Source organism: Euzebya sp., assembly GCF_964222135.1.
Classification (GTDB): domain Bacteria; phylum Actinomycetota; class Nitriliruptoria; order Euzebyales; family Euzebyaceae; genus Euzebya.
Genome location: NZ_CAXQBR010000026.1, coordinates 38,025 through 57,180 on the forward strand (window position 1 = coordinate 38,025; position 19,156 = coordinate 57,180).

Sequence of the window (19,156 nt, forward strand, 5' to 3'; positions counted from 1 at the left end):
CCCCACGTGACCACGCGACGCCCCACCCCCCTCCACCTCGCCGCGGGGGTGGTCCTGGCGGTGCTGCTCGCCGCCCTCCTCCCCTCCCCCTCGGCTGCCCAGCCCGAGGTCAACGCCGACGGCGACACCCTGTTCGTCGTCAAGGCGGACGAGACGCCGTCGAACGCCGAGATCGCGGCGCGGCTCTCCACCGAGACCTTCGGCGAACCCGCCGCTCGGGTCGTGATCGGCCGGGACGACGAGTTCGCCGACGCGCTGGCGTCGGGCCTGCTGCAGCGCGACGCCCCGCTCCTGCTGGTCCCGACCGACGGGCCCATCCCGCCGGTCGTGGCCGACGAGCTCGACCGGCTGGCGCCGGAGGAGGCGGTGGTCCTCGGCGGTGAGGCCGCGGTCGGCCCCGCCGTGGTCGCCGAGCTCGCCGACCGCGACATCGACGTGACCCGCTACGCCGGGGCGTCGCGGCTGGAGACCGCCGTCGCGGTCGCCGAGGCCGAGTCGCCCGCGGCGGACACCGTCATCCTGGCCCGAGCGTTCGGCGCGGAGGGGTCGACGGACCCGACCCAGGCCTACGCGGACGTGATCGCCGCCGGCGGGCTGGCGGCGGCCAACGGGTGGCCGGTGCTGCTGACCGCCACCGACTCCCTGCCCGCCACCACCCGCGCGCACCTCGAGGCGCACGCCGACGACATCGACACCGTCGTCGTGCTGGGCGGCACCGCCGCGGTCAGCGACGCGGTGCTGGCCGAGGCTGTCGCGATCGTCGGGGACGGCGAGCGGGTGGCCGGCCCGAGCCGCGCGGCGACGGCGGTGGCGGTGGCCGCGAAGCGGGGCGCCCCCACGGCTGCCGACGCGGCATCCGTGATCCTCGTGGACGGCAACGACGTCGTCGACTTCACCCAGGACCGCTTCACCCAGGGCGGGGTCCTGGCCGGGCCGGATGCGTGGGCGGCCGGGTTCGCCGCAGCGGCCCTGTCGGGCCGCACGGGTGCGCCGATCCTGTTGTCCGCAGGGGCGACCCTCCCCCCGGAGACCCGCGACCACCTGGCCGGCGGCCTGACCGGCCGTGACGGGGTCGCCCTGGTGTGCCTCACCAGCACCCGCGCCTGCGAATCCGCCCGCATCGCCGGGGGGCTGGCACCGCCACCCCCCGTCGAGGGACGGATCGTGTTCGAGGGGTCGGGCGGCATCGCCGGTGACGCCGACATCTACGAGCTGGCGGCCGACGGGGCCGTCGACGTGGTGGCGAGCGACGCGCACTCGGCCGTCGCCGCACCCGACGGGTCGGCGTTCGCCTACACCCAGCTCGACCGCTTCGACGGGAACCACCAGCTGGCGGTGGCCACGCTCACCCCCGGCCAGCCCGCCGGCGCAGACGTCCGGGTGGTGGCCGACGGGCTGCTGAACCAGGGCGGTCACGACTGGGCGGCCGACGGCAGCGCGATCGCCACCCGACTCCAGGGCGGCGCGCTCGTCACCGTCGACACCGATGGGGCGTCGGCGCCGGTGCCGCTGGACCTCAGCCCCTACGAGAACGGCTTCGACGACCTGGACTGGCTGGACGGCATCCAGATCCTGTCGGCGACGACGGGTGAGGAGGTGGTGCTGGCCCGCCGCGACGGCTCCGCCGCCCCGCAGGTGCTCGTGCCGCCGGCCCCACCCCTCACCCTGATCAGCGGTCCGCTGGTGTCGCCGGACCGCACACGCGTCGCGCTGTCCTACGCCGACTTCGAGGGACAGGGCCGGGGCGGCATCCGGATCCTCGACCTGCCGACCGGCCAGACCACCACCGTCCCCGGCACCGGCGACGGGCTGTTCTACCCCGACGAGTGGTCGCCGGACGGCACCCAGCTGCTCGTCGACGTCCAGGGCGGTCTGGGCTACAGCGTCGCCCTGGCGACGGTGCGCGCGAGCGCGACGGCGGACTCCGCGCCCCGGCTGGTGATCGGCGGGGACGAGTCCCAGGGCTGGTCGGGGACGTTCAGCCCCGACGGCACCACCCTGGCGGTGCAGGGACGCTTCGATGGCACCTACGGCGACGGGACACCGATCGCCGAGCCGGGCCTGCACCTCATCGACGTGTCCACCCGCACCGGCCGGCTGCTGGTCAGCCAGGAGGACGTGCGGCTGTTCACCGCCGGCGACGTCCTGTGGCTGCCGCGGTGACGTCGCCGTCCGGCCGGCCGGCGGCTCAGTAGGCCGATGCCTTGAACGTCCAGTGCCACGGCTCGCGGGCGACGTCCTCGACGAAGCCGTAGGTCGCGCCGTGCTCGCGCATCCAGGCCTGGGCGCGGTCGTCGAGGTCCAGGTCGATGGACAGCCCCCAGCCGTGGTTCGAGCTGCCGGGCGCGGCCGCGCGGCCACCCTGGCTGTAGAGGCCGTAGCGGTCGACCATCGCCTGCTGCCCGGCGAGGTCGCGGTAGGAGGAGTTGACGCCGAACGACACCCCGTCCCGCGCCGCCGCGGCGACCATGTCCCGGAACGCGCGGGCCGCCGGCTCCCACAGCGTGTGGTCGCCGACGCCCACCGACGCGAGGGCGGCGCTCGGGATCTGGCCGTTGCCGTAGGCCTGCAGCTCCGGTGGCGGACCGGACCGGTCCAGGGCGAGTGGTCCGCTGGTGGTCCGCCCGCTCGCGCCGACCGGGGCGACCCCGGCGACAGCGGTGCCGGTGCCGGCGCCAGGCAGCGCCGGGCTGATCAACCCGGGGGTGGAGGTGAGGGACACGCCGGCGCCCAACCCGACCGGTCGCTGGAACCCCGCGTAGGTCGCCGCGCCGGCGGCGGGAGCCCCGGCCGGGGAGCCCTGGGCGTCCAGCTGGGTCTGCAGGGTCGCCGCGACGTCACCGCCGGCCGGCGCCGCCCCGGACGGCGGGGTCGAGCGGAGGCTGGCGATGGCGGCGATGCGCTGTGGGATGGTGTGGAGGCCGATGTCGGGTCGCATGGTCGCGTGCTGCACGCTCGCAGCGTCGGGGACGACGGAACCGGCGACCTCCGTGTCGCGCGACCTCCTCATCGGCCGCGGCCGCCGACCCCTGCGCGGTCGGCGTCCTGGCCCTAGCGCTGCGCCTCGCTCGACAGGCGGTGCTCGGTCCCGTCGTCGGTGGCGCGGACGGTGATGGTCCCGAGGACCTCGCCCCGGTCGATCAGCGCCAGCTGGTTCTCGAACTGGGCCAGCCCGACGGTGTCACCGTTGATCACGTACACGTCGGAGCCGCCGAAGATCGACGAGGTGTAGTCGAGGTCGTCGTAGACGATCCCGGCCTGGACGGTGACGTCGTAGGTGTTGGCGCCCTCGGTGATGTCGGTCACCTCGCCGCTGAGGTCGCGGTTGACCAGGGCGATCTCCTCCGGCGTGCCGGTCGCGGGGTCTCCGACCTGGTAGCTGACCGCGTCGCCGGCGGTCCGGGCGGCCTCGAACTCCTCCTCGGTCGCCACGCGGTCGTCGATGCGGAACACCGCGTCGGCGGAGTAGCTGACCAGGATCCGGCCGTCGACGGTGAGGGCGACGATGTCACCGCCGTCGGCGGGCTCGGGCGCCGCGGCGCTGCCGTCCGGATCGAAGGTCTCGGTCACCGTCCCCGCGACCGGCGGCACCGGCGCGTTGTCGATCTCGAAGGCCTCCACCCCTCCCCGGCGGTCGTACGTGACCTCGTCGCCGACGCTGAGCGCCTCGGCGAATGCGGCGAAGTCGGTGTCGTCGCCGTCGACCTCGAAGGTCTGGGCGTCGGTGCCGGCGCGGGCGCGGAAGCGGTCGTCCTCGGCGGTCAGCGGGTCGTCGCCGAGCCCGCCGATCCGCAGCCGTGCGATGCCGCTGACCGCGTCGACGCTGATGTCCAGGGCGGGGCCCTCGACGACCCGGTTGCGGAGGCGGATCGAACTGGTGGTGAGGGAGACCTCGTCACCCTCGTTCGCGTTCGCCTCGAACCCCTCCCGGGTGCTGGCCTCGCCGTCGACCTGGTACGCGCGGTCGTCGGTGATCTCGAGGCCGGGGCGGAGCACCACGCCGGTCACCGGCTCGACGATCGCGAACGTGCCGGCGGCGACGTCGACGTCCCCGAGGGTGCCGCTCGAGATCGTCGCGGGATCGACGTTGACGAGGTCGTGGACGTCGCCCTCCGCGGTGTCGGCGGTGAAGGTGACGCGGTCTGCGACGGTGACGGCGGCCTCGAAGGCACCGATGGTGGCCGGCTCGCCGTCGACGGTGAAGACGTCCTCGTCGTCGTACGACACGGTGAGGGGCACGTCGGCGTCGGTGGCCACGAACGTGTAGGCGTCCGACCCGGTGGAGGTGCCGACGACGATCCCCTCGGCGGGGATGGCCGGGTCGACCAGGATGACCACGTCGGTGGTCTGGACCGAACCGTTCTCGTAGGCGATCTCGAAGGTGATCGTGCAGGGGCCGGGCTCGGCGGCGATCTCGACGGCGAACCCGCCGTCGGCGTCGGTCGTGAGCAGCCCCTCGGTCACGCACTCCCCGAAGACCGCGACGCGGGCGGGGACGTCGAAGGTGTCGATCGTCCCGATCAACGGGGTGCGGGAGGGGATGGGCTGCTCGGAGTTCTCGAAGGTCAGCTCGGCCTGGGCGGGGAGGCCGAGGAGGATGCGGGCCTGCTCGCACGCGGTCGCGCTGGTGGCGCAGACCAGGACGGGCTCGTCGACGTCGGTGGCGTCGACGGCGAACGTCTGGCTGGTCGAGATCAGGAACTCGGTGGTGGCCGGCGGCAGGGTGTCGCCGTTGGCCAGCAGGACCGGCGCCTCGGCGATCGCGCCGTGGGCAGCGGCGGCGAACCCGGCGGCCCAGGCGTCGTCGGCCTGGCCCTCGACGAGGATGATCCGCTCGGCCTCGGCGGCGGAGTCGAACCCGCGTGCCTCGGCGATCGCGGTCGCGGTGTGGAACCGGGTCGGGCCGGCGACGCGGTCCACGTCGATGTCGAGCGCCTCGATGGCCTCCTCCACGTCGGTGCCGATCGCGGCCTCGCCGCCGAGGAGCATGACCCGGTCGACGTCGCCGTCGGTCAGGAAGGCCTCGGTCTCGACGGCCAGGTGGTCGGTCTGGGTCAGCAGGATCGGCCAGCCGGTCTCGGCCGCCCACGCGCCGGCGGCGAGGGCGTCGGCGAAGGCCTGCGTGTCGTCCCCGGCGGCCCCGAAGGCCCGGGCGACGATGGCGGTGGAGGGGGTCTCGGCCTGCTCCGCGACCTCGACGGCCGTGGCCAGGCGGGTCTCCCCGGCCAGGCGGGCGACGTCGAGGCCGAGGTCCTCGAGGTCCTCCTCCACGTCGGCGTCGATCGCCGCCTCGCCACCGAGGATCGTGACGTCGGTGGCCTCGAGCCGGTCGATCTCGGCGGCGACGTCGTCGTCGAGCTCGTCCGGGCCGGTCAGGAGGAGGGGGCTGTCGCCCTGCAGGGTGCCGGAGGCGAGGGCATCGGCGAAGGTCTCGGTGGTCGCGAGCAGGACCTCGGTGACCGCGTCGTCCTCGGTGAACGTCGCCCGGCTGAACCGGAGGGCGATCTCGGTGGGGTCGAGGTCGACGTCGTCGCCGCGGATGTCGATCGTGTCCGACACCGCCCCGACGGCAGGGCCGGCGAGCAGCCCGAGGGCGAGCATCGCGACGGTCAGCAGGAGGGTGAGGTGGCGCACGGCAGTCTCTCGCGTCGGCGTGGCCCCGGACGGCAGACCGGGGTCGGGCTTGGCGGTGGATGCTAGAACGCCACCGCGTCAGGGTCGTGGCACTGACGCGCGCGGGCGGTGGATCGGTGCGGGGGTGGGCGGGGTGGCGGGGCCGGTGTGGGCGAGGGCGAGCGGCTCGCGTGCGCCATTCGCCCACGGGTCACTCGCGGGGACGTCGCGACGACCTCCCGCCCCGCCATGCACCCACGGGTCCCTCGCGGGGACCCCGCGTCGACCTCCCGCCCCGCCAGTCGCCCACGGGTCACTCGCGGGGACCCCGCGACGACCTCCCGCCCCGCCAGTCGCCCACGGGTCACTCGCGGGGACCCCGCGACGACCTCCCGCCCCGCCATGCGCCCACGGGCTCCTGGCGGTAGTGCCGCCGGGGGCGGCGACGATCGTGTCGCCTACGCTTCGCCCGGTGGAGCACCCCGACGTCGCCGCCGCCCTGGATGACCCCTCGATCACGGTCGTCGTGACCCGACGACGCGACGGACACGTCGTGGTGGTCGAGGGCGGGTGGCCGGAGGGGGCAGACGTCGCCGAGGCCCCGATCGTCGTCGCGCCGGGCGTGATGAGCGTCGTGGTCGACGACGGCGACCCGCTGCCCGTCGGGGAGTTCACCGACGCGCGGACGGCGATGTTCAGCGTCGCGGAACCCGAGGTGCTGCTCGGGGCGATCGCGTTCGGTCAGTGGCGGGCGCGGGAGCGGTTCTGCTCGCGGTGCGCCAAGCCGCTGTCTCCGGCCCGTCGCCCCCGGACGCTGGTGTGCCCCGAGGGCCACCTGGCGTTCCCGCGCATCGAGCCGGCGGTGATCATGCGGGTCGTCGACGCCGACGACCGGCTGCTGCTGGCCCGGCAGCCGTCGTGGATGGAGGGGAGGTTCAGCGTCCTCGCCGGGTTCGTCGACCCCGGCGAGCGGCTCGAGGACACCGTCCGCCGCGAGGTGACGGAGGAGGTCGGGAGCACCGTCCGCCAGGTCGACTACGTGACGAGCCAGCCCTGGCCGTTCCCGTCGTCGCTGATGCTCGCGTTCCACGCCGTCGCCGAGACCACCGACATCCGGCTGGACGACGACGAGATCGCCGAGGCGGAGTGGTTCACCCGCGAGGAGCTCGAGGTCGCGATGGGAACCGGCCGGGTGGGCCTGCCCCCTCCCCTCTCGGTCGCCCACAAGCTGGTGTCCTCGTGGTTCGGTCGGCCGCTCGCGACCTGGACCGCGGGACGCTGACCAGCGTCGAGTCACGGCGCCGGCGCCGAGATCGGGCACCGAGGTTGGGCGCGATCGGGGCCTCCTTCGCCTGACGGCGAAGTTCGGCGCGATCCTGGCGGCCTGCTAGGCCCGCATCGCGTCCCAGGCGTCCGCGATCCCGTCGCGCAGCGACCGCGTCGGTCGCCAGCCGAACATCGCCTCGGCCTTCGAGGCGTCCGCCACCAGCTCGGGGGGGTCGCCGGGCCGACGGTCGGCCTCGACCACGTCGATCGTGCGGCCGGTCACGTCCTGCACGGCGTCCAGCACCTCGCGGACCGTCGCGCCGTCCCCCGTCCCGAGGTTGACGATGTGGTGGACACCGTCCTCGAGCACGTCCAGCGCCATCAGGTGGGCGTCCGCCAGGTCCACCACGTGGACGTAGTCGCGGACCGCGGTGCCGTCCCGGGTCGGGAAGTCGGTCCCGAAGACGGTGAACGTCTCACCCGTTGCGCCGCGCAGGAGGTTCGGGACGAGGTGGGTCTCGGGGTCGTGCCGCTCGGTCCGCCCGCGGTACGCACCGACGACGTTGAAGTAGCGGAAGCTCATCGCCGCCAACCCGTGCGCCGTCGCGTACGACGTCAGTGCGTGGTCGAACGCGAGCTTGGTCATGCCGTAGGCGTTCACCGGCGCGGTCGGGGTCGCCTCGGTGATCGGGAGCACCGCCGGCTCGCCGTAGACCGCGCAGGTCGAGGAGAAGAGGATCCGCTGGACGCCCGTCACCCGCATGGCATCCAGCAGCGCCAGCCCCTCCCCGAGGTTGTTGGCCCAGTGCTTCTCGGGCTGGGCGACCGACTCCGCGACCAGGGCATCCGCGGCGAGGTGGACGACGAGGTCGAACGAGCCGTCCAGCACCTCCCCGGCCCGCGACAGGGGCAGGTCCACGAACACGGCGTCCCCCACCGCGTCGGCGTGGCCCTGCCGCAGGTCGTCGAGGACCACGACCTCGTGGCCCTCCTCGGCGAAGCGGGCGGTGACCACCGATCCGATGTAGCCGGCTCCTCCGGCGACGAGCACCTTCATCGCGCGAAGGCTAGCCGCGGGCCACGTCCGCTCCGGTCACTCACCGCAGGGCCACCGCCCGCCCTGCAGGCTGGTCACGACGTCGGTGTCCTCCGGCCCCGAGAGGTACGCCGTGGTGTCGTCGCCGAGGTCCGCGGACCACGAGAGGTAGTCGACCTCCGGCTCCCGGGGTTGCGCGCCGGGGACGCGGGACTGCAGCTCGGCGACCGTCATGCCGACGGTGACACCGGCAGGGGTGGCGATCACCGGATCCGTCCCGTCGACGACCCACAGCTGCAGCACCCCCTCGTAGGACTGGACGCTGAGTCCACCCCAGATCACACGACTGATCCGCTCGGCACAGGCGTCGACCGGGTTGGCGGGCGCCGGGTCGCTCGGCCGGGCGGGCATCACGGCGTCCGGCTGGCCGAGCACCGCGGTGAGCGCCTCGACCGCCTCGTCCTCCGGCGTGCCGATCGCCACGCCGGCGAGGGCACGACCGTCACCCTCGACCGCATCCCCAACCGGGTCCGGCGGCAGCTCGCCGACGGCCTGGCGGGTCACGGTGGTGCTGACCGCGACCGGGCCGCCGTAGACGACGAAGGTCGTCAACCCCTCGTCCTCGATGAACGACGCCAACGCCGCGGGCATCCCCGCGCCGGGCGTGAGCAGGACCGGGATGCCCCGATCGGCCGCGTGCACGGAGCCTGCAAGCCCATCTGGGAAATCCTCCCCTGACGCGAGGGCGGCAACCCTCGAGCTCAGGTCGAGGTCGAGGGTTCGTGCGACGTCGATCGACAGCTGCGTCGGATCCGCACCCGGGATGACCCGGTCGACGTCCGGGGACCACATGGCGCTGTCGCCCACCTGGATGGCCTCTGCGGAGGGGTTGGCGGCGACGTAGTCCACGCCTGCGCCGCCGGAGACGACGACCGCGTCGGCCGCTGGGCCGGCGACCGCCCCGGCGAGGATCCCGGGTGGGAAGGTGCCGCCGTCGACGAAGAAGATGCGCTGCGGGTCGTCGGTGACCGCATCGGCGATCGCGACGGAGGTCTCGCCCCGGCCGACGCCGGCCAGGCGCACGACCTCGAAGCCGAGCGCCCGGACGTCCTCGGCCACCTGCTCGGACAGCACGGCGGTCCCCCCGACGAGGTGGACGGTGGCGCCCGGGCTGACCGCGCGCTCGAGCTCGGCCGCGGTATCGGGGTGCAGCGCGTCCAGGCCGGACAGCAGCAGCGGTCCACGTCCGGCGGCGAGCGGGGTGGCGGTCTGGGCGTCGGCGAAGTTCCCCGCCGTGGCGATCACGGCGGTCTCCGCGGCGCCATCAGGCCACAGGTCGCGCGAGATCGCGATCGCCGTCTGGACGCGCGTGACGCCGAAGAGCCGCTCGATCCCGTCGGGGTCGTCGACCGGCGGCGGTCCGGGAGGCGGCGGCGGGGCTCCCGCCGCCACGGGGGCGAAGGTGTGCCCCGTCCCCCCTCCACCCGGAAGGGCGATGCCCCCGCCGCCGATGCCGTGGACGCCGGCGGAGCCATCGGCGTCAGCGCCGGCGACCAGCTGCCCGTCCGCGGACACGTCGGTGATGACGTCGAGGGACAGCGGCAGCTCGGTCGACCCGCAGCAGCCGGACGCGTCGGTCGACCGCACGGTCACCGACGGCCCGCCGTGGCGGTCGACGAAGAGGAGCTCGCCGGTCCCCTCCACCGGCTGCATCGAGTACACGCCGAGACCGCTGCGGTCCCGGCCGTCGTCCAGGATCCGCTCCTCGGCCTCGGTGTCGAGGTCCACGGCGACGATGCCGTCGTCTTGGCCGTCGAGCCCGGTGACCGCCAGCCGCGAGTCCGGCAACCACCCGACGTTCCCGTAGATCAGGCCGTAGCGGACCCCGCCGTCGGTGTCGACGACGAGGACGTCGCACTCGCCGATGTCGCCGAAGCAGGCGGTGAAGACCAGGAACCGCCGGTCGGGAGAGGCCACCACCCCGGGCCGGTAGACCGTGGCCGCGGGTGCCGCGGAGTCGAGCGGCCAGATCTGGCGGGCGGGCGCCTGCCCGTCGGAGGTGAAGGCCTGCACCCCCTCCTCGGTGATCACCGCGACCCAGCGGTCGTCGAGCCACGCGACCTCCCCGGGCGCCGGCGCGATCGCGGTCGCGAGCTCGGTGACCCGACCGTCCCGCACGTCCGCCACGGCGAGGCGACCGGACGCGTCGAGGCTGGCGAGCCGGGTCCCGTCGGGCGACCAGGACGGCACCCCGGCGATCGGGAACTCCGCGCTCGCACCCGTGGCGAGGTCGTCGACGACCACCCGGTCGCCGCTGTGCGCCAGGTAGGCCACCCGCGCATCCGGCGGGTCTGCCTGCCCGGCCGCCGGCGGCACGACCAGCGCCAGCAGCACGCCGAGCACCCCCACCACCGTCGCAACCGCACGCCGTCGCCCGTCTCCCATGCCGTCTCCTCGCCTCTCAGAGCGCTCCGCCGTGACGCGCCGTGATCGGCGACCCTACCGGACCCACCCCGCACCCCCACAGCCCTTCCCGCCGCCCTCCTCGACTCTCGGTTCGTGGCGCGTGACGGAGGGTACGGCACCTCCATCGGCCCCGGCCCTGGGGGCCATGGAGGAGTCCGCATGCGCCCGTCCCGTCCGTCCGCGATCGCGCTCGTCGTGGTCCTCGCCGCCGCGCTGACGGCCGTGGTGGCGGCCGCACCCCGATCGGTGGCCCAACGAGGCGCGTCCGGCCGGGACGACGGGATCACCACCGTGCCCGACGACGTGATCGTGCCCACCACGTCGACCGATCCGGCGGTGCGGATGCGGGAGGTGGCGGCGCTCGCCCCGTCGACGACGGCACTGCTGACCACGACGGCGGACTTCCCGGACGCCCTGGCCTCCGGGGTGCTGCAGGACGACGCGATGCTGCTGCCCGCGACCCGCGACGCGCTCGGCCCGGGGGTCGCCGACCTCATCCGCGCCGCGGACGTGACCGACGTGGTCGTCCTCGGCGGGACCGCGGCGATCAGCGACGCCGCCCTGGCCGAGCTGCCCGACGGCGTCCCCACCACCCGGATCGGCGGCGCGGAGCGGACCGAGACCGCGGCCCTGATCGCCACCGCCGCCGCGGCGGCGGACGACACCCGACCCGACGCGGTGCTGGTCGCCCGGGCCCGTGGCAGCGCGGGCAACCCCTCCAGCGGGTTCATCGACGCGATCGGGGCGGGCGCCTGGTCCGCGCAGACCGGCTGGCCGGTGCTGCTGATCGACGGGGACCGCGTCAGCGAGCCGATCCGACAGGCAGTCCGCGACCTCGACCCCGACCGGGTCGTGGTGATCGGGGGGACCGCCGCGGTCAGCGATGCCGCGGTCGCGGACCTCGCCAGCGGGCGTCCGGTCGAGCGCATCGCCGGTGCCGAGCGGGCCGAGACCGCCGCGGCCATCGCGACCGCCGCCCGGCCGGACGGCGCCGAGACGGTGTTCCTCGTCGACGGGACCGACCCGGATGCCTGGGTCGACGGGTTCCCCGCAGCGCATCCCGCCGCACTCTCCGATGGCGTCGTCCTCCTGAGCGCCGGCGAGGAGCTGCCGGCCGCCACCCGCGACGCGATCGCGGACCTGCGCCCGGACACCATCACCTGCCTAACCGCGACCGAGGCCTGCCTCGCCGCCCGCGACGCCGCCGGGATGCCGCCGGCGATCGAGGTGGCCGTCACCCCTCCTCCAGGCGAGTTCCTCCCGGCTGGCGCCGACATCGCCGTCACCACCCCCGGCACGCCCGACAGCCGGATCGAGGTCGTCGACGACGGCGGCTGCGCCACGGTCGGCCCCGACGGCCGCGGTCGGGCGACTGCCCCCGCCGGGACGGACTGCACGGTCGTGATCCGCGTCGTCGCCTCGGGCCGCACGGCCCAGACCACCACGATCCGCTGGCCGGCCGTGAGCATCGACCGGCGGACGGCCGTCGGCGGGGTCGACTTCGCGACCGCCGTACTCGGCAACCGGTGGGACTACGCCCAACCGATCGACGCGCGGGTCGACCCGGTGATCGGCGGCAACGCCGGCTCGGCACGCGTCGACGCCGCGGCTGGCGTGCTGACGTTCGGCGACCGGGCCGGCGTGACCGTCCCGCTGCTGTGGGCCAACTTCCCCGGCGCGGTGCCGATCGCCCCGGACGGGCTGGTCAACCCGGTCGACGCGAACCGGTTCCGCCACGCACTCATCCGCGTGTGGGCCAGCGAGCCGGCCGGCATGAGCCTCGAGTGGCGTGCCTGCACCACCGGGAACTGCATCAACCACCCGACGACGCAGGGGAGGGTGCATGCCGGGCTGGCGGCCGGCTGGCAGACCGTGCAGCTCGATCTCGGCGCGCAGCCGAGCTGGGGCGGCGACCTCCACCAGCTGTACCTGTTCGCGAACGCCGCCCAGGTCCGCGTCGACGACGTCCGCTTCGTGGAGGCGCCGACCGGCGAGGCGATCACCGTCACCGCCGACCCAGCGGTGCAGCTGACGTGGGACCGCGACGACGACCCGTCGAACAACACCGACCCGACATCACCGGACCACGGCCCGCTGGTCGACGGACGTCTGGCCGCCGACGAGCTGCCGCCGGGCGACTACTGGATCCACACCTCCACGGGCGCGACCCACGGACCGGTGCGACTCGCCACCCCACCGGCGCCGATCATCAGCGCCCCGTCGGTCGAGTCCGCCCCCGACTACGCCACCGAGGTCCGCGGGAACCCGTGGGACTTCTCCCCCGGCCCCGGACCGGCCGGCACCGATGACCTGGCCGGCATCGGCGGGGTGTCCTCCGCCACCACGACGGCTGACGGCGTGCTGCATGCCACCAACGGCGGGAACGACCCGTGGATCGAGCTGGCCATGGCCGGCCCCCTGGACCCGAACCGCTGGCACACGGTCACGATCGACTTCGACCTGGAGGGGCCGATGCGGCTGGAGGACGCACCCGGCGGCGGGGCCCACGGGCGGATCCTGTTCCGCCACGCCGGCAGCGCGACGTGGCGCAACGGCGCGGAGATCGTGGCCTACGACAACCAGCGCCGCTTCACGATCGACATGCGACGTCCCGACGCCGTCGAACCGGGCACCCCCGCGTGGACCGCCGCACCGATCACGGCCATCCGGTTCGACCCCAACGAGGACCCCGGTGCCCGCCGGTGGAGCGTCGACCGGATCCGCCTGACCGGCGCCGTGCCGGCCGCGGGGTCCACGCCGCTGACGATCCGCGAAGCCGGCATCCCCGACGACGGCCAGCGGACGGTCCGCTGGACCGCGGCTCCCTCGCCGGCCGGGGGCGGGCAGGCGATCACCCCGCCGACGACGTTCTCCGCGACCCCGCACACGACCCCTGGGACGACGTGTGGCCTGACGCCAGGCACCTGGTGGGTCACCGCCCAGGTGACCGACGCCGACGGCCGCACCGGGTCGGCGACCGGCCGGACCCCGCTCGTCGTCCAGCCGTGCTGACGGCTACTCGGGCCGGTCCTCGGTCAGGATCTCGATGATCTGGTCGATGCCACCTTGGAGGCTCGCGAACCGTCGGTCGTGACGCCCCAGCACCTCCCCGTGCGCGCCCAGGATCCGACTGTGCTCACCCAGGATCCGGCTGTGCTCGTCGAGCACACGCCCCTGCTCGAGCTGGGTCTCCCGCAGCGCCTGCAGCACCGACATGTGGGCCCGGAGCTCCGCCCGGACCTCGGAGACGTCGCGATCGGCACCACCTGCGAGCACCCGCGCAGCCTGTGCATCCGCGGAGGTGTGCGCGAGTTGCTCGCGCACCTCCCGCATCTCGCCTTCGAGCGCCCCCACCCGTCGTTCGAGGTCCTCGTCGTCCGGCACCGCGCACCTCCCGTGTGGCCGTGCCGCCACGCTACCGGTCAGCGGGGGTTGGCGATCCCCTCAGTCCACAGCCGCAGACCCTCGCCGTCGCCCACGTAGGTCGACCCGTCGACCGGGCAGCGCCACGTCCCGTCGGGGCGCTCGGTCAGGCGGACGCCCTGCCGCCCGACCCACCCGATCCGGCGCGCGGGCACCCCGGCCACCAGCGCGTGGGCCGGCACGTCGCGGGTGACCACGGCCCCGGCGGCGACCAGGGCCCACTCCCCCACCGACACCCCGGCCACGACCGTCGCGCTGGCCCCGATGGCGGCGCCCTGCCCGATCCTGACAGGTCGGGGCTCCCAGTCGGCCGCGGACTTCAACGCCCCGTCCGGGGTGATCGCCCGCGGGTTCAGGTCGTTGGTGATCACCGCGGCCGGGCCGATGAACACCCCGTCGGCGAGCTCGGCGGGGGCGTAGACCAGGGCGAGGTTCTGGATCTTGCACCGGTCCCCCACGCGGACGCCGGCGTCGATGAACGCCCCCCGCCCGACGACGCAGCCCGCGCCGACGACAGCGCCCGTCCGGACCTGCGCGAGCCCCCACACCTTCGCCCCCTCCCCCACGGATGCCCCGTCCTCCACGATCGCGTCGTCGTGCACGAAGGCGCTCACGGCCTGACCACCTCGACCGTCTGCCCGGTCCGCGCGGAGGCGAGCAGCGCCTCGGCGACCCGCACCGCCTGCAGCCCCTCGGCCACCGACACGACGGCCGCCGTCGAGTCGACGCCGAGGATCGCGTCGCGGAAGGCCTCCAGCTCGACCACCAGCGGCTCGCGCTTGGGGATCGCGTAGCGGGTGACGTCGCCCTCTGTGACGCCGCGGAAGGTGCGCATCGCGTCCCAGCGGAGCGGCTCGGTGCCGTTCGCGTGGAAGGTGAGGTCCGCGGTGACGGTGTCGGCGACGAACTTGCCCTTCTCGCCGAGGATCACGGTCGTCCGCTCCTTCGTCGGGTTCAGCCAGTTCACCTGGTGCGTCGTCACCGTCCCGTCCGCCAGCCGGCCGGTCGCGGCCAGCAGGTCCTCGTGCGCCCGGCCCGCCTTGTGGGCGGTGAGTGCGGTCACCGACGCGTACGGCGAGCCCCCGACCCAGGCGGTCAGGTCCACGTCGTGCGTGGCCAGGTCGAGGACGACGCCGACGTCGGCGATCCGCTCGGGGAACGGGCCCTGGCGGCTGGTGGCGATCTGGTGGACCTCGCCGAGCTCGCCGGCCTCCAGGCGCTGCCGCAGGGCGATCAGGGCCGGGTTGCACCGCTCGATGTGGCCGACCGCGCCGACCACACCCGCCCGCTCCACGGCGTCCGCGATGGCCGACGCGGCCGAGACGTCCCCCGCCAGCGGCTTCTCCACCAGCACGTGCACCCCCGCCTCGGCCAGCTGGACCGCGACGTCCCGGTGGTGGGCGGTGGGGGCGGCGACGACGCAGCAGTCGATGCCGGCGTCGAGCAACCCGTCGAGGGAGGGGTGGAGGGGCACGCCGTCCACGACGTCCGGCTGGCCGGGATCGCCGGCGACGGCAGGATCGACGACCCCGACGAGGTCCACGCCCTCGAGCGACCGGAGCACCCGCGCGTGGTTCCGCCCCATTGCGCCCAGCCCGACCACGCCCGCGCGGAGCCGCTCAGCCACCGGCGCCGACCCCTCCCGCGGAACCCACACCGTTGACCGCCTCCACGATCGCGGTCACCTCGTCGTCCGTCAGGTCCGGGCGGACCGGCAGGCTCAGCACCTCCGTCGCCGCCCGCTCGGTCTCGGGCAGGTCGAGGTCCAGCCCGAAGCTCGGCAGGCGGTGGACCGGCGTCGGGTAGTACACGCCGCTGGCGATCCCCCGGGCGCGCAGGTGGTCAGCAAGCGCGTCACGGTCTCCGCTGCGCACGGTGTACTGGTGGTAGGCGTGCGTCGCCGCAGCGGCCACCGGCGGCACGACCACACCCGTCAGCTCGGCATCCAGCCGCGCCGCGTTGGCCTGCCGGCGCGCGGTCCACCCCTCCACCTGGGTCAGCTGGACCCGGCCGATCGCCCCGCCCAGGTCGGTCATGCGGGCGTTGAAGCCGACCAGCTCGTTGGCGTAGCGCTGGGCCATCCCCTGGTTGCGGAGCAGGCGGACGGTCCGGGCGACCTGCTCGTCAGCGGTGACGACCATCCCGCCCTCGCCCGTCGTCATGTTCTTGGTCGGGTAGAAGCTGAACATCGCGAGGTCGCCGAGCGCGCCAACCGGCCGGCCGTCCCACGTCGCGAGGTGCGCCTGGGCCGCGTCCTCGACCAGCGCCAGCGACGACCGGTCGGCCACCGCCCGCAGCGCGGTCATGTCGGCGGGGTGCCCGTAGAGGTGGACCGGCATGACCGCCGCGGTGCGGGGCCCCACGGCTGCCGCGACGGCGGCGGGGTCCACGCAGAACGTGGCCGGGTCGATGTCGACGAACACCGGGTCGGCGCCGCACAGGCGGACGGCGTTGGCGGTGGCCGCGAAGGTGAAGGAGGGGACGATCACCTCGTCCCCCGGGCCGATCCCGAGGGCCAGCAGGCCGAGGTGCAGCGCCGACGTCCCCGAGCTGACGGCCACGCAGGTCCGGTCGTCGACGAACGCGGAGAACTCGGCCTCGAACGCCTCCACCTCCACACCCTGGGCGAGCATCCCGGTCGCCATCACGCGGTCGACGGCCCCCCGCTCGGCGTCCCCGATGATCGGGCTCGACAGGTGGATGATCACGGCTGTCCCCCGTGGTCGGCGGGGTGGCGCACGGCACAGGGGGGATCGGCCCTCGCGATGCGCAGGTCCGTGGTGACCAGTGCCGCACCCAACCGCTCTGCGAGCGCCACGTAGAGGCCGTCGAGGACGCGGATCCGATCACCGAGCTCGTACGCCCGTCGCGACAGCTGGCGGTCGACGGGGTGCAGCTCCTGGGGCAGCCCCATCGCCTCGTCGAGCGCGTCCGCTGCCCCGCGATGTGACACATCACCCGCTCGCGCCAAGCGGCTGAGGGCCGACAGCACCTCCGCGGGCTGGTGGGCCGGGGCATGGATCTCCTCGTCCTCCAGCACCGCGAGGACCCATTCGCCTGACGGCCTGTCCGCAACCACGTCGACGAGGGCGGCCGCGTCCAGGACGATCATGCGCCGAACTCCTCGCGCACCGCGTCCATGAGGTCGCCGGTCCCGATGCTGGTCTCCGTCGACCGGCGCGGCCGCGCACGAACTGCTCGTATCCAGTTCGCCACCGAGCGGTCGCGGAGCTCCTGCTCCACGGCTCGTTGGGCCAGCTCGGACAGTGAGAGGCCGCCGCGACGGGCCCGGTCGTAGAGGTCATCGGGCAGGTAGACGCTGACCTTGGGCATACCCCCAGGGTACCCCCACGCTCACCCCGTCCCGTCCAGCACCTCCCGGACGGTCCGGAGCAGGCGAGCGGTGGTGAACGGCTTGGGCAGGACGGCCTGGACGTCGAGGTCGTCGAGCTCGGCGCGGGAGATGGCGGTCTGCACGCCGCTCGAGGCGATCACCGGGACGTCGTCCAGGTGCTCGCGGATCGCCCGGATCGTCGCGGCGCCGTCCATCCCCGGCATCATCATGTCGGTCACCACCACGGCGACGTCCTCGCGCTGGGACGCGAGCTCGGCCGCCTCGGCGCCGCCACCGGCGACCAGGACGTCGTACCCCTCCCCCTCGAGGGTCACCGCGACCGTGGTGCGGATGACCTCCTCGTCGTCGACGACCAGGACCACCTCGCCGCCGCCGGCCACCTCCCCCTCGCCCGCGCCGGCCGCCTGGGCGGCGGACCCGTCGGGGGCGGCCGGGAGGTGCACCTCGAAGGTCGTGCCCTCCCCCGGGCGGCTGTCGACCTCGATGAACCCGCCGTGGCTGCGCACGATCCCGGCCGTCACCGACAGGCCGAGTCCGGTCCCCTGCCCCTGGCCCTTGGTGGTGAAGAACGGCTCGAAGATGCGCTGGACGACGTCGGGGGGCATGCCGCTCCCCTCGTCCTTGACCGCCAGCCTCACGTAGCGGCCCGTCGCGACGTCGCTGTTCCGGACGGCCTGGGCATCGACCACGACGTTGGCCGCCGAGAGCGACAGCTGCCCGCCGCTCGGCATCGCGTCCCGCGCGTTGACGCACAGGTTCAACAGCACCTGGTGCAGCTGGGTGGGGTCGCCGACGACCGGCCACAGGTCCGGGTCGGCGTCGCGGGTCGTGCGGACGGACTTGAGGAAGGTCTCGTCGGCGAAGCGCTGGACCTCCGCGAGCAACTCGTCGACGTCGACGGTGACGCGCTCCCCCTCGACCCCCCGGGCGAACGTGAGGATCTGCCCGACGATGTCCGCGCCGCGGCGGGCGCTGCCGGCCATCAGGTCGATCACCTTCAGCTTGACCGGATCGGTCTCCCCGCGGCGGAGGATCGGCTCGGCCATCATCACCGGGGTCAGCACGTTGTTCAGGTCGTGGGCGATCCCCCCGGCCAGCTCACCGATCGACTCCATCCGCTGGACGCGGGCGAGGTGCTGCTCGAAGGCGCGGCGCTCGGTCACGTCGGCGTTGATGACCATGATCGAGCGGGGCTCGCCGTCGTCGTCGCGGACGAGGGTCCAGCTGGACTCGACGACGATGGCCTCGCCGGCGCTGTCGTGCTGGTGGAGCTCGCCGGCCCACTCCCCCTCCAGCTGGACGGTGGCGCGCACGTCGTCGTAGACGTCGACGTCCTCGTGCAGCAGCGCCCGGCTCGACTGGCCGATCGCCTCCCGCGCCGTCCAGCCGTAGAGCAGCTCGGCACGGCGGTTGAAGTACGTGATCCGGTCGTCGAGGTCGCTGACGATGATCGCGTCGCTGGCCTTGTCGAGCAGCTCGGCCTGCTCGCTCAGCTTGGCCCCGTGGGACTGCAGCGCCAGCCGGTCGCTGCGCTCGCGGGTGACGTCCCGGAAGTAGACGGACAGCCCGTGATCCGAGGGGTGGACCCGCAGCGTGAACCAGCGGTCGATCGGCCGGAACCACCACTCGTCGAGCACGACCGGCTCGTCGCCGGCCATCGCCGCGTGGAAGGCGTGGTACAGCGGCGTGTCGACCAGGTGCGGGAACGAGTGCCAGAAGTTCCGGCCGAGGACGTCCTGGCCGCGACCGGTCAGGATCGCGAGGGCCTGGCGGTTCGCATACGTGACGCACCAGTCCCGGTCGACGGTGTAGAACGCGTCGCTGATCCGCTCGAGCGTCGCGGCGAGCCGCGACTCGGGTGGAGGAGCCCCCGGCGCGGTCGTCCCCTCCCCCGCCGTCCCCGCGTCGCTGCCACGTCGGGCCCGCCCGACGACGACCGCTGCCAGGACGCCGAGCGCGAGGCCGATCGCGAGGCCCGCCACGAGCCCCAGCGCCAC

At 74.4% G+C, this 19,156-nt stretch carries 14 protein-coding genes; 3 read left to right on the forward strand and 11 right to left on the reverse strand.

Features of this window, described 5'->3' with window-relative positions; all coding sequences use genetic code 11:
• Positions 1–6: 6 nt before the first annotated feature.
• A complete protein-coding gene (locus ACEQ2X_RS06915) occupies positions 7–2,163 on the forward strand; it encodes a cell wall-binding repeat-containing protein (protein WP_370325061.1) in 2,157 nt (718 codons plus the stop codon).
• A 25-nt stretch (positions 2,164–2,188) separates the two neighbouring features.
• On the opposite strand, the gene ACEQ2X_RS06920 is transcribed toward ACEQ2X_RS06915, so the two are convergent.
• Positions 2,189–2,953, reverse strand: coding sequence for a D-alanyl-D-alanine carboxypeptidase family protein (locus ACEQ2X_RS06920; protein WP_370325062.1), 765 nt, complete (start codon positions 2,951–2,953; stop codon positions 2,189–2,191).
• Positions 2,954–3,051: 98 nt separating this feature from the next.
• A complete protein-coding gene (locus ACEQ2X_RS06925; RefSeq protein WP_370325063.1) occupies positions 3,052–5,634 on the reverse strand; it encodes a cell wall-binding repeat-containing protein in 2,583 nt (860 codons plus the stop codon).
• 451 nt (positions 5,635–6,085) lie between these two features.
• Between ACEQ2X_RS06925 and nudC the strand changes: the two genes are divergently transcribed.
• A complete protein-coding gene (gene nudC / locus ACEQ2X_RS06930) occupies positions 6,086–6,895 on the forward strand; it encodes an NAD(+) diphosphatase (protein WP_370325064.1) in 810 nt (269 codons plus the stop codon).
• A gap of 105 nt (positions 6,896–7,000) precedes the next feature.
• On the opposite strand, the gene galE is transcribed toward nudC, so the two are convergent.
• Positions 7,001–7,936: a UDP-glucose 4-epimerase GalE gene (gene galE, locus ACEQ2X_RS06935; protein WP_370325065.1), complete on the reverse strand. Its 936-nt coding sequence runs from the start codon at positions 7,934–7,936 to the stop codon at positions 7,001–7,003.
• A gap of 36 nt (positions 7,937–7,972) precedes the next feature.
• The gene (locus ACEQ2X_RS06940) at positions 7,973–10,360 is read right to left on the reverse strand and encodes a cell wall-binding repeat-containing protein (RefSeq protein ID WP_370325066.1); all 2,388 of its coding nucleotides are present in this window, start codon (positions 10,358–10,360) and stop codon (positions 7,973–7,975) included.
• 180 nt (positions 10,361–10,540) lie between these two features.
• On the opposite strand from ACEQ2X_RS06940, the gene ACEQ2X_RS06945 reads away from it, so the two are divergent.
• Positions 10,541–13,393, forward strand: a complete 2,853-nt coding sequence (locus ACEQ2X_RS06945; protein ID WP_370325067.1) for a cell wall-binding repeat-containing protein — start codon at positions 10,541–10,543, stop codon at positions 13,391–13,393.
• A 3-nt stretch (positions 13,394–13,396) separates the two neighbouring features.
• Here ACEQ2X_RS06945 and ACEQ2X_RS06950 read toward each other — a convergent pair whose 3' ends face one another.
• The 7 genes from ACEQ2X_RS06950 to ACEQ2X_RS06980 are packed head-to-tail and all read right to left on the reverse strand — an operon-like array spanning position 13,397 to position 19,156.
• Positions 13,397–13,765, reverse strand: coding sequence for a hypothetical protein (locus tag ACEQ2X_RS06950; RefSeq protein WP_370325068.1), 369 nt, complete (start codon positions 13,763–13,765; stop codon positions 13,397–13,399).
• A 38-nt stretch (positions 13,766–13,803) separates the two neighbouring features.
• Positions 13,804–14,418, reverse strand: a complete 615-nt coding sequence (locus ACEQ2X_RS06955) for an acyltransferase (RefSeq protein ID WP_370325069.1) — start codon at positions 14,416–14,418, stop codon at positions 13,804–13,806.
• The gene (locus tag ACEQ2X_RS06960) at positions 14,415–15,431 is read right to left on the reverse strand and encodes a Gfo/Idh/MocA family protein (RefSeq protein WP_370325070.1); all 1,017 of its coding nucleotides are present in this window, start codon (positions 15,429–15,431) and stop codon (positions 14,415–14,417) included. The genes ACEQ2X_RS06955 and ACEQ2X_RS06960 overlap by 4 nt, the downstream gene beginning before the upstream one ends.
• Positions 15,424–16,509, reverse strand: coding sequence for a DegT/DnrJ/EryC1/StrS family aminotransferase (locus ACEQ2X_RS06965; protein ID WP_370325121.1), 1,086 nt, complete (start codon positions 16,507–16,509; stop codon positions 15,424–15,426). The genes ACEQ2X_RS06960 and ACEQ2X_RS06965 overlap by 8 nt, the downstream gene beginning before the upstream one ends.
• Entirely contained in the window at positions 16,509–16,916 is a 408-nt protein-coding gene (locus ACEQ2X_RS06970; RefSeq protein WP_370325071.1) for a type II toxin-antitoxin system VapC family toxin, read from the reverse strand. Before ACEQ2X_RS06970 ends, ACEQ2X_RS06965 begins: the two co-directional genes overlap by 1 nt.
• A complete protein-coding gene (locus ACEQ2X_RS06975) occupies positions 16,913–17,137 on the reverse strand; it encodes a type II toxin-antitoxin system CcdA family antitoxin (RefSeq protein WP_370325072.1) in 225 nt (74 codons plus the stop codon). The genes ACEQ2X_RS06970 and ACEQ2X_RS06975 overlap by 4 nt, the downstream gene beginning before the upstream one ends.
• A gap of 21 nt (positions 17,138–17,158) precedes the next feature.
• The gene (locus tag ACEQ2X_RS06980) at positions 17,159–19,156 is read right to left on the reverse strand and encodes an ATP-binding protein (protein WP_372530546.1); all 1,998 of its coding nucleotides are present in this window, start codon (positions 19,154–19,156) and stop codon (positions 17,159–17,161) included.

Bases quoted from the DNA above. Each gene is read 5' to 3' on its own strand.
- ACEQ2X_RS06945 (WP_370325067.1), top strand. From the start codon at position 10,541: ATGCGCCCGTCCCGTCCGTCCGCGATCGCGCTCGTCGTGGTCCTCGCC.
- ACEQ2X_RS06975 (WP_370325072.1), bottom strand. From the start codon at position 17,137: ATGCCCAAGGTCAGCGTCTACCTGCCCGATGACCTCTACGACCGGGCC.
- ACEQ2X_RS06970 (WP_370325071.1), bottom strand. From the start codon at position 16,916: ATGATCGTCCTGGACGCGGCCGCCCTCGTCGACGTGGTTGCGGACAGG.
- ACEQ2X_RS06940 (WP_370325066.1), bottom strand. From the start codon at position 10,360: ATGGGAGACGGGCGACGGCGTGCGGTTGCGACGGTGGTGGGGGTGCTC.
- galE (WP_370325065.1), bottom strand. From the start codon at position 7,936: ATGAAGGTGCTCGTCGCCGGAGGAGCCGGCTACATCGGATCGGTGGTC.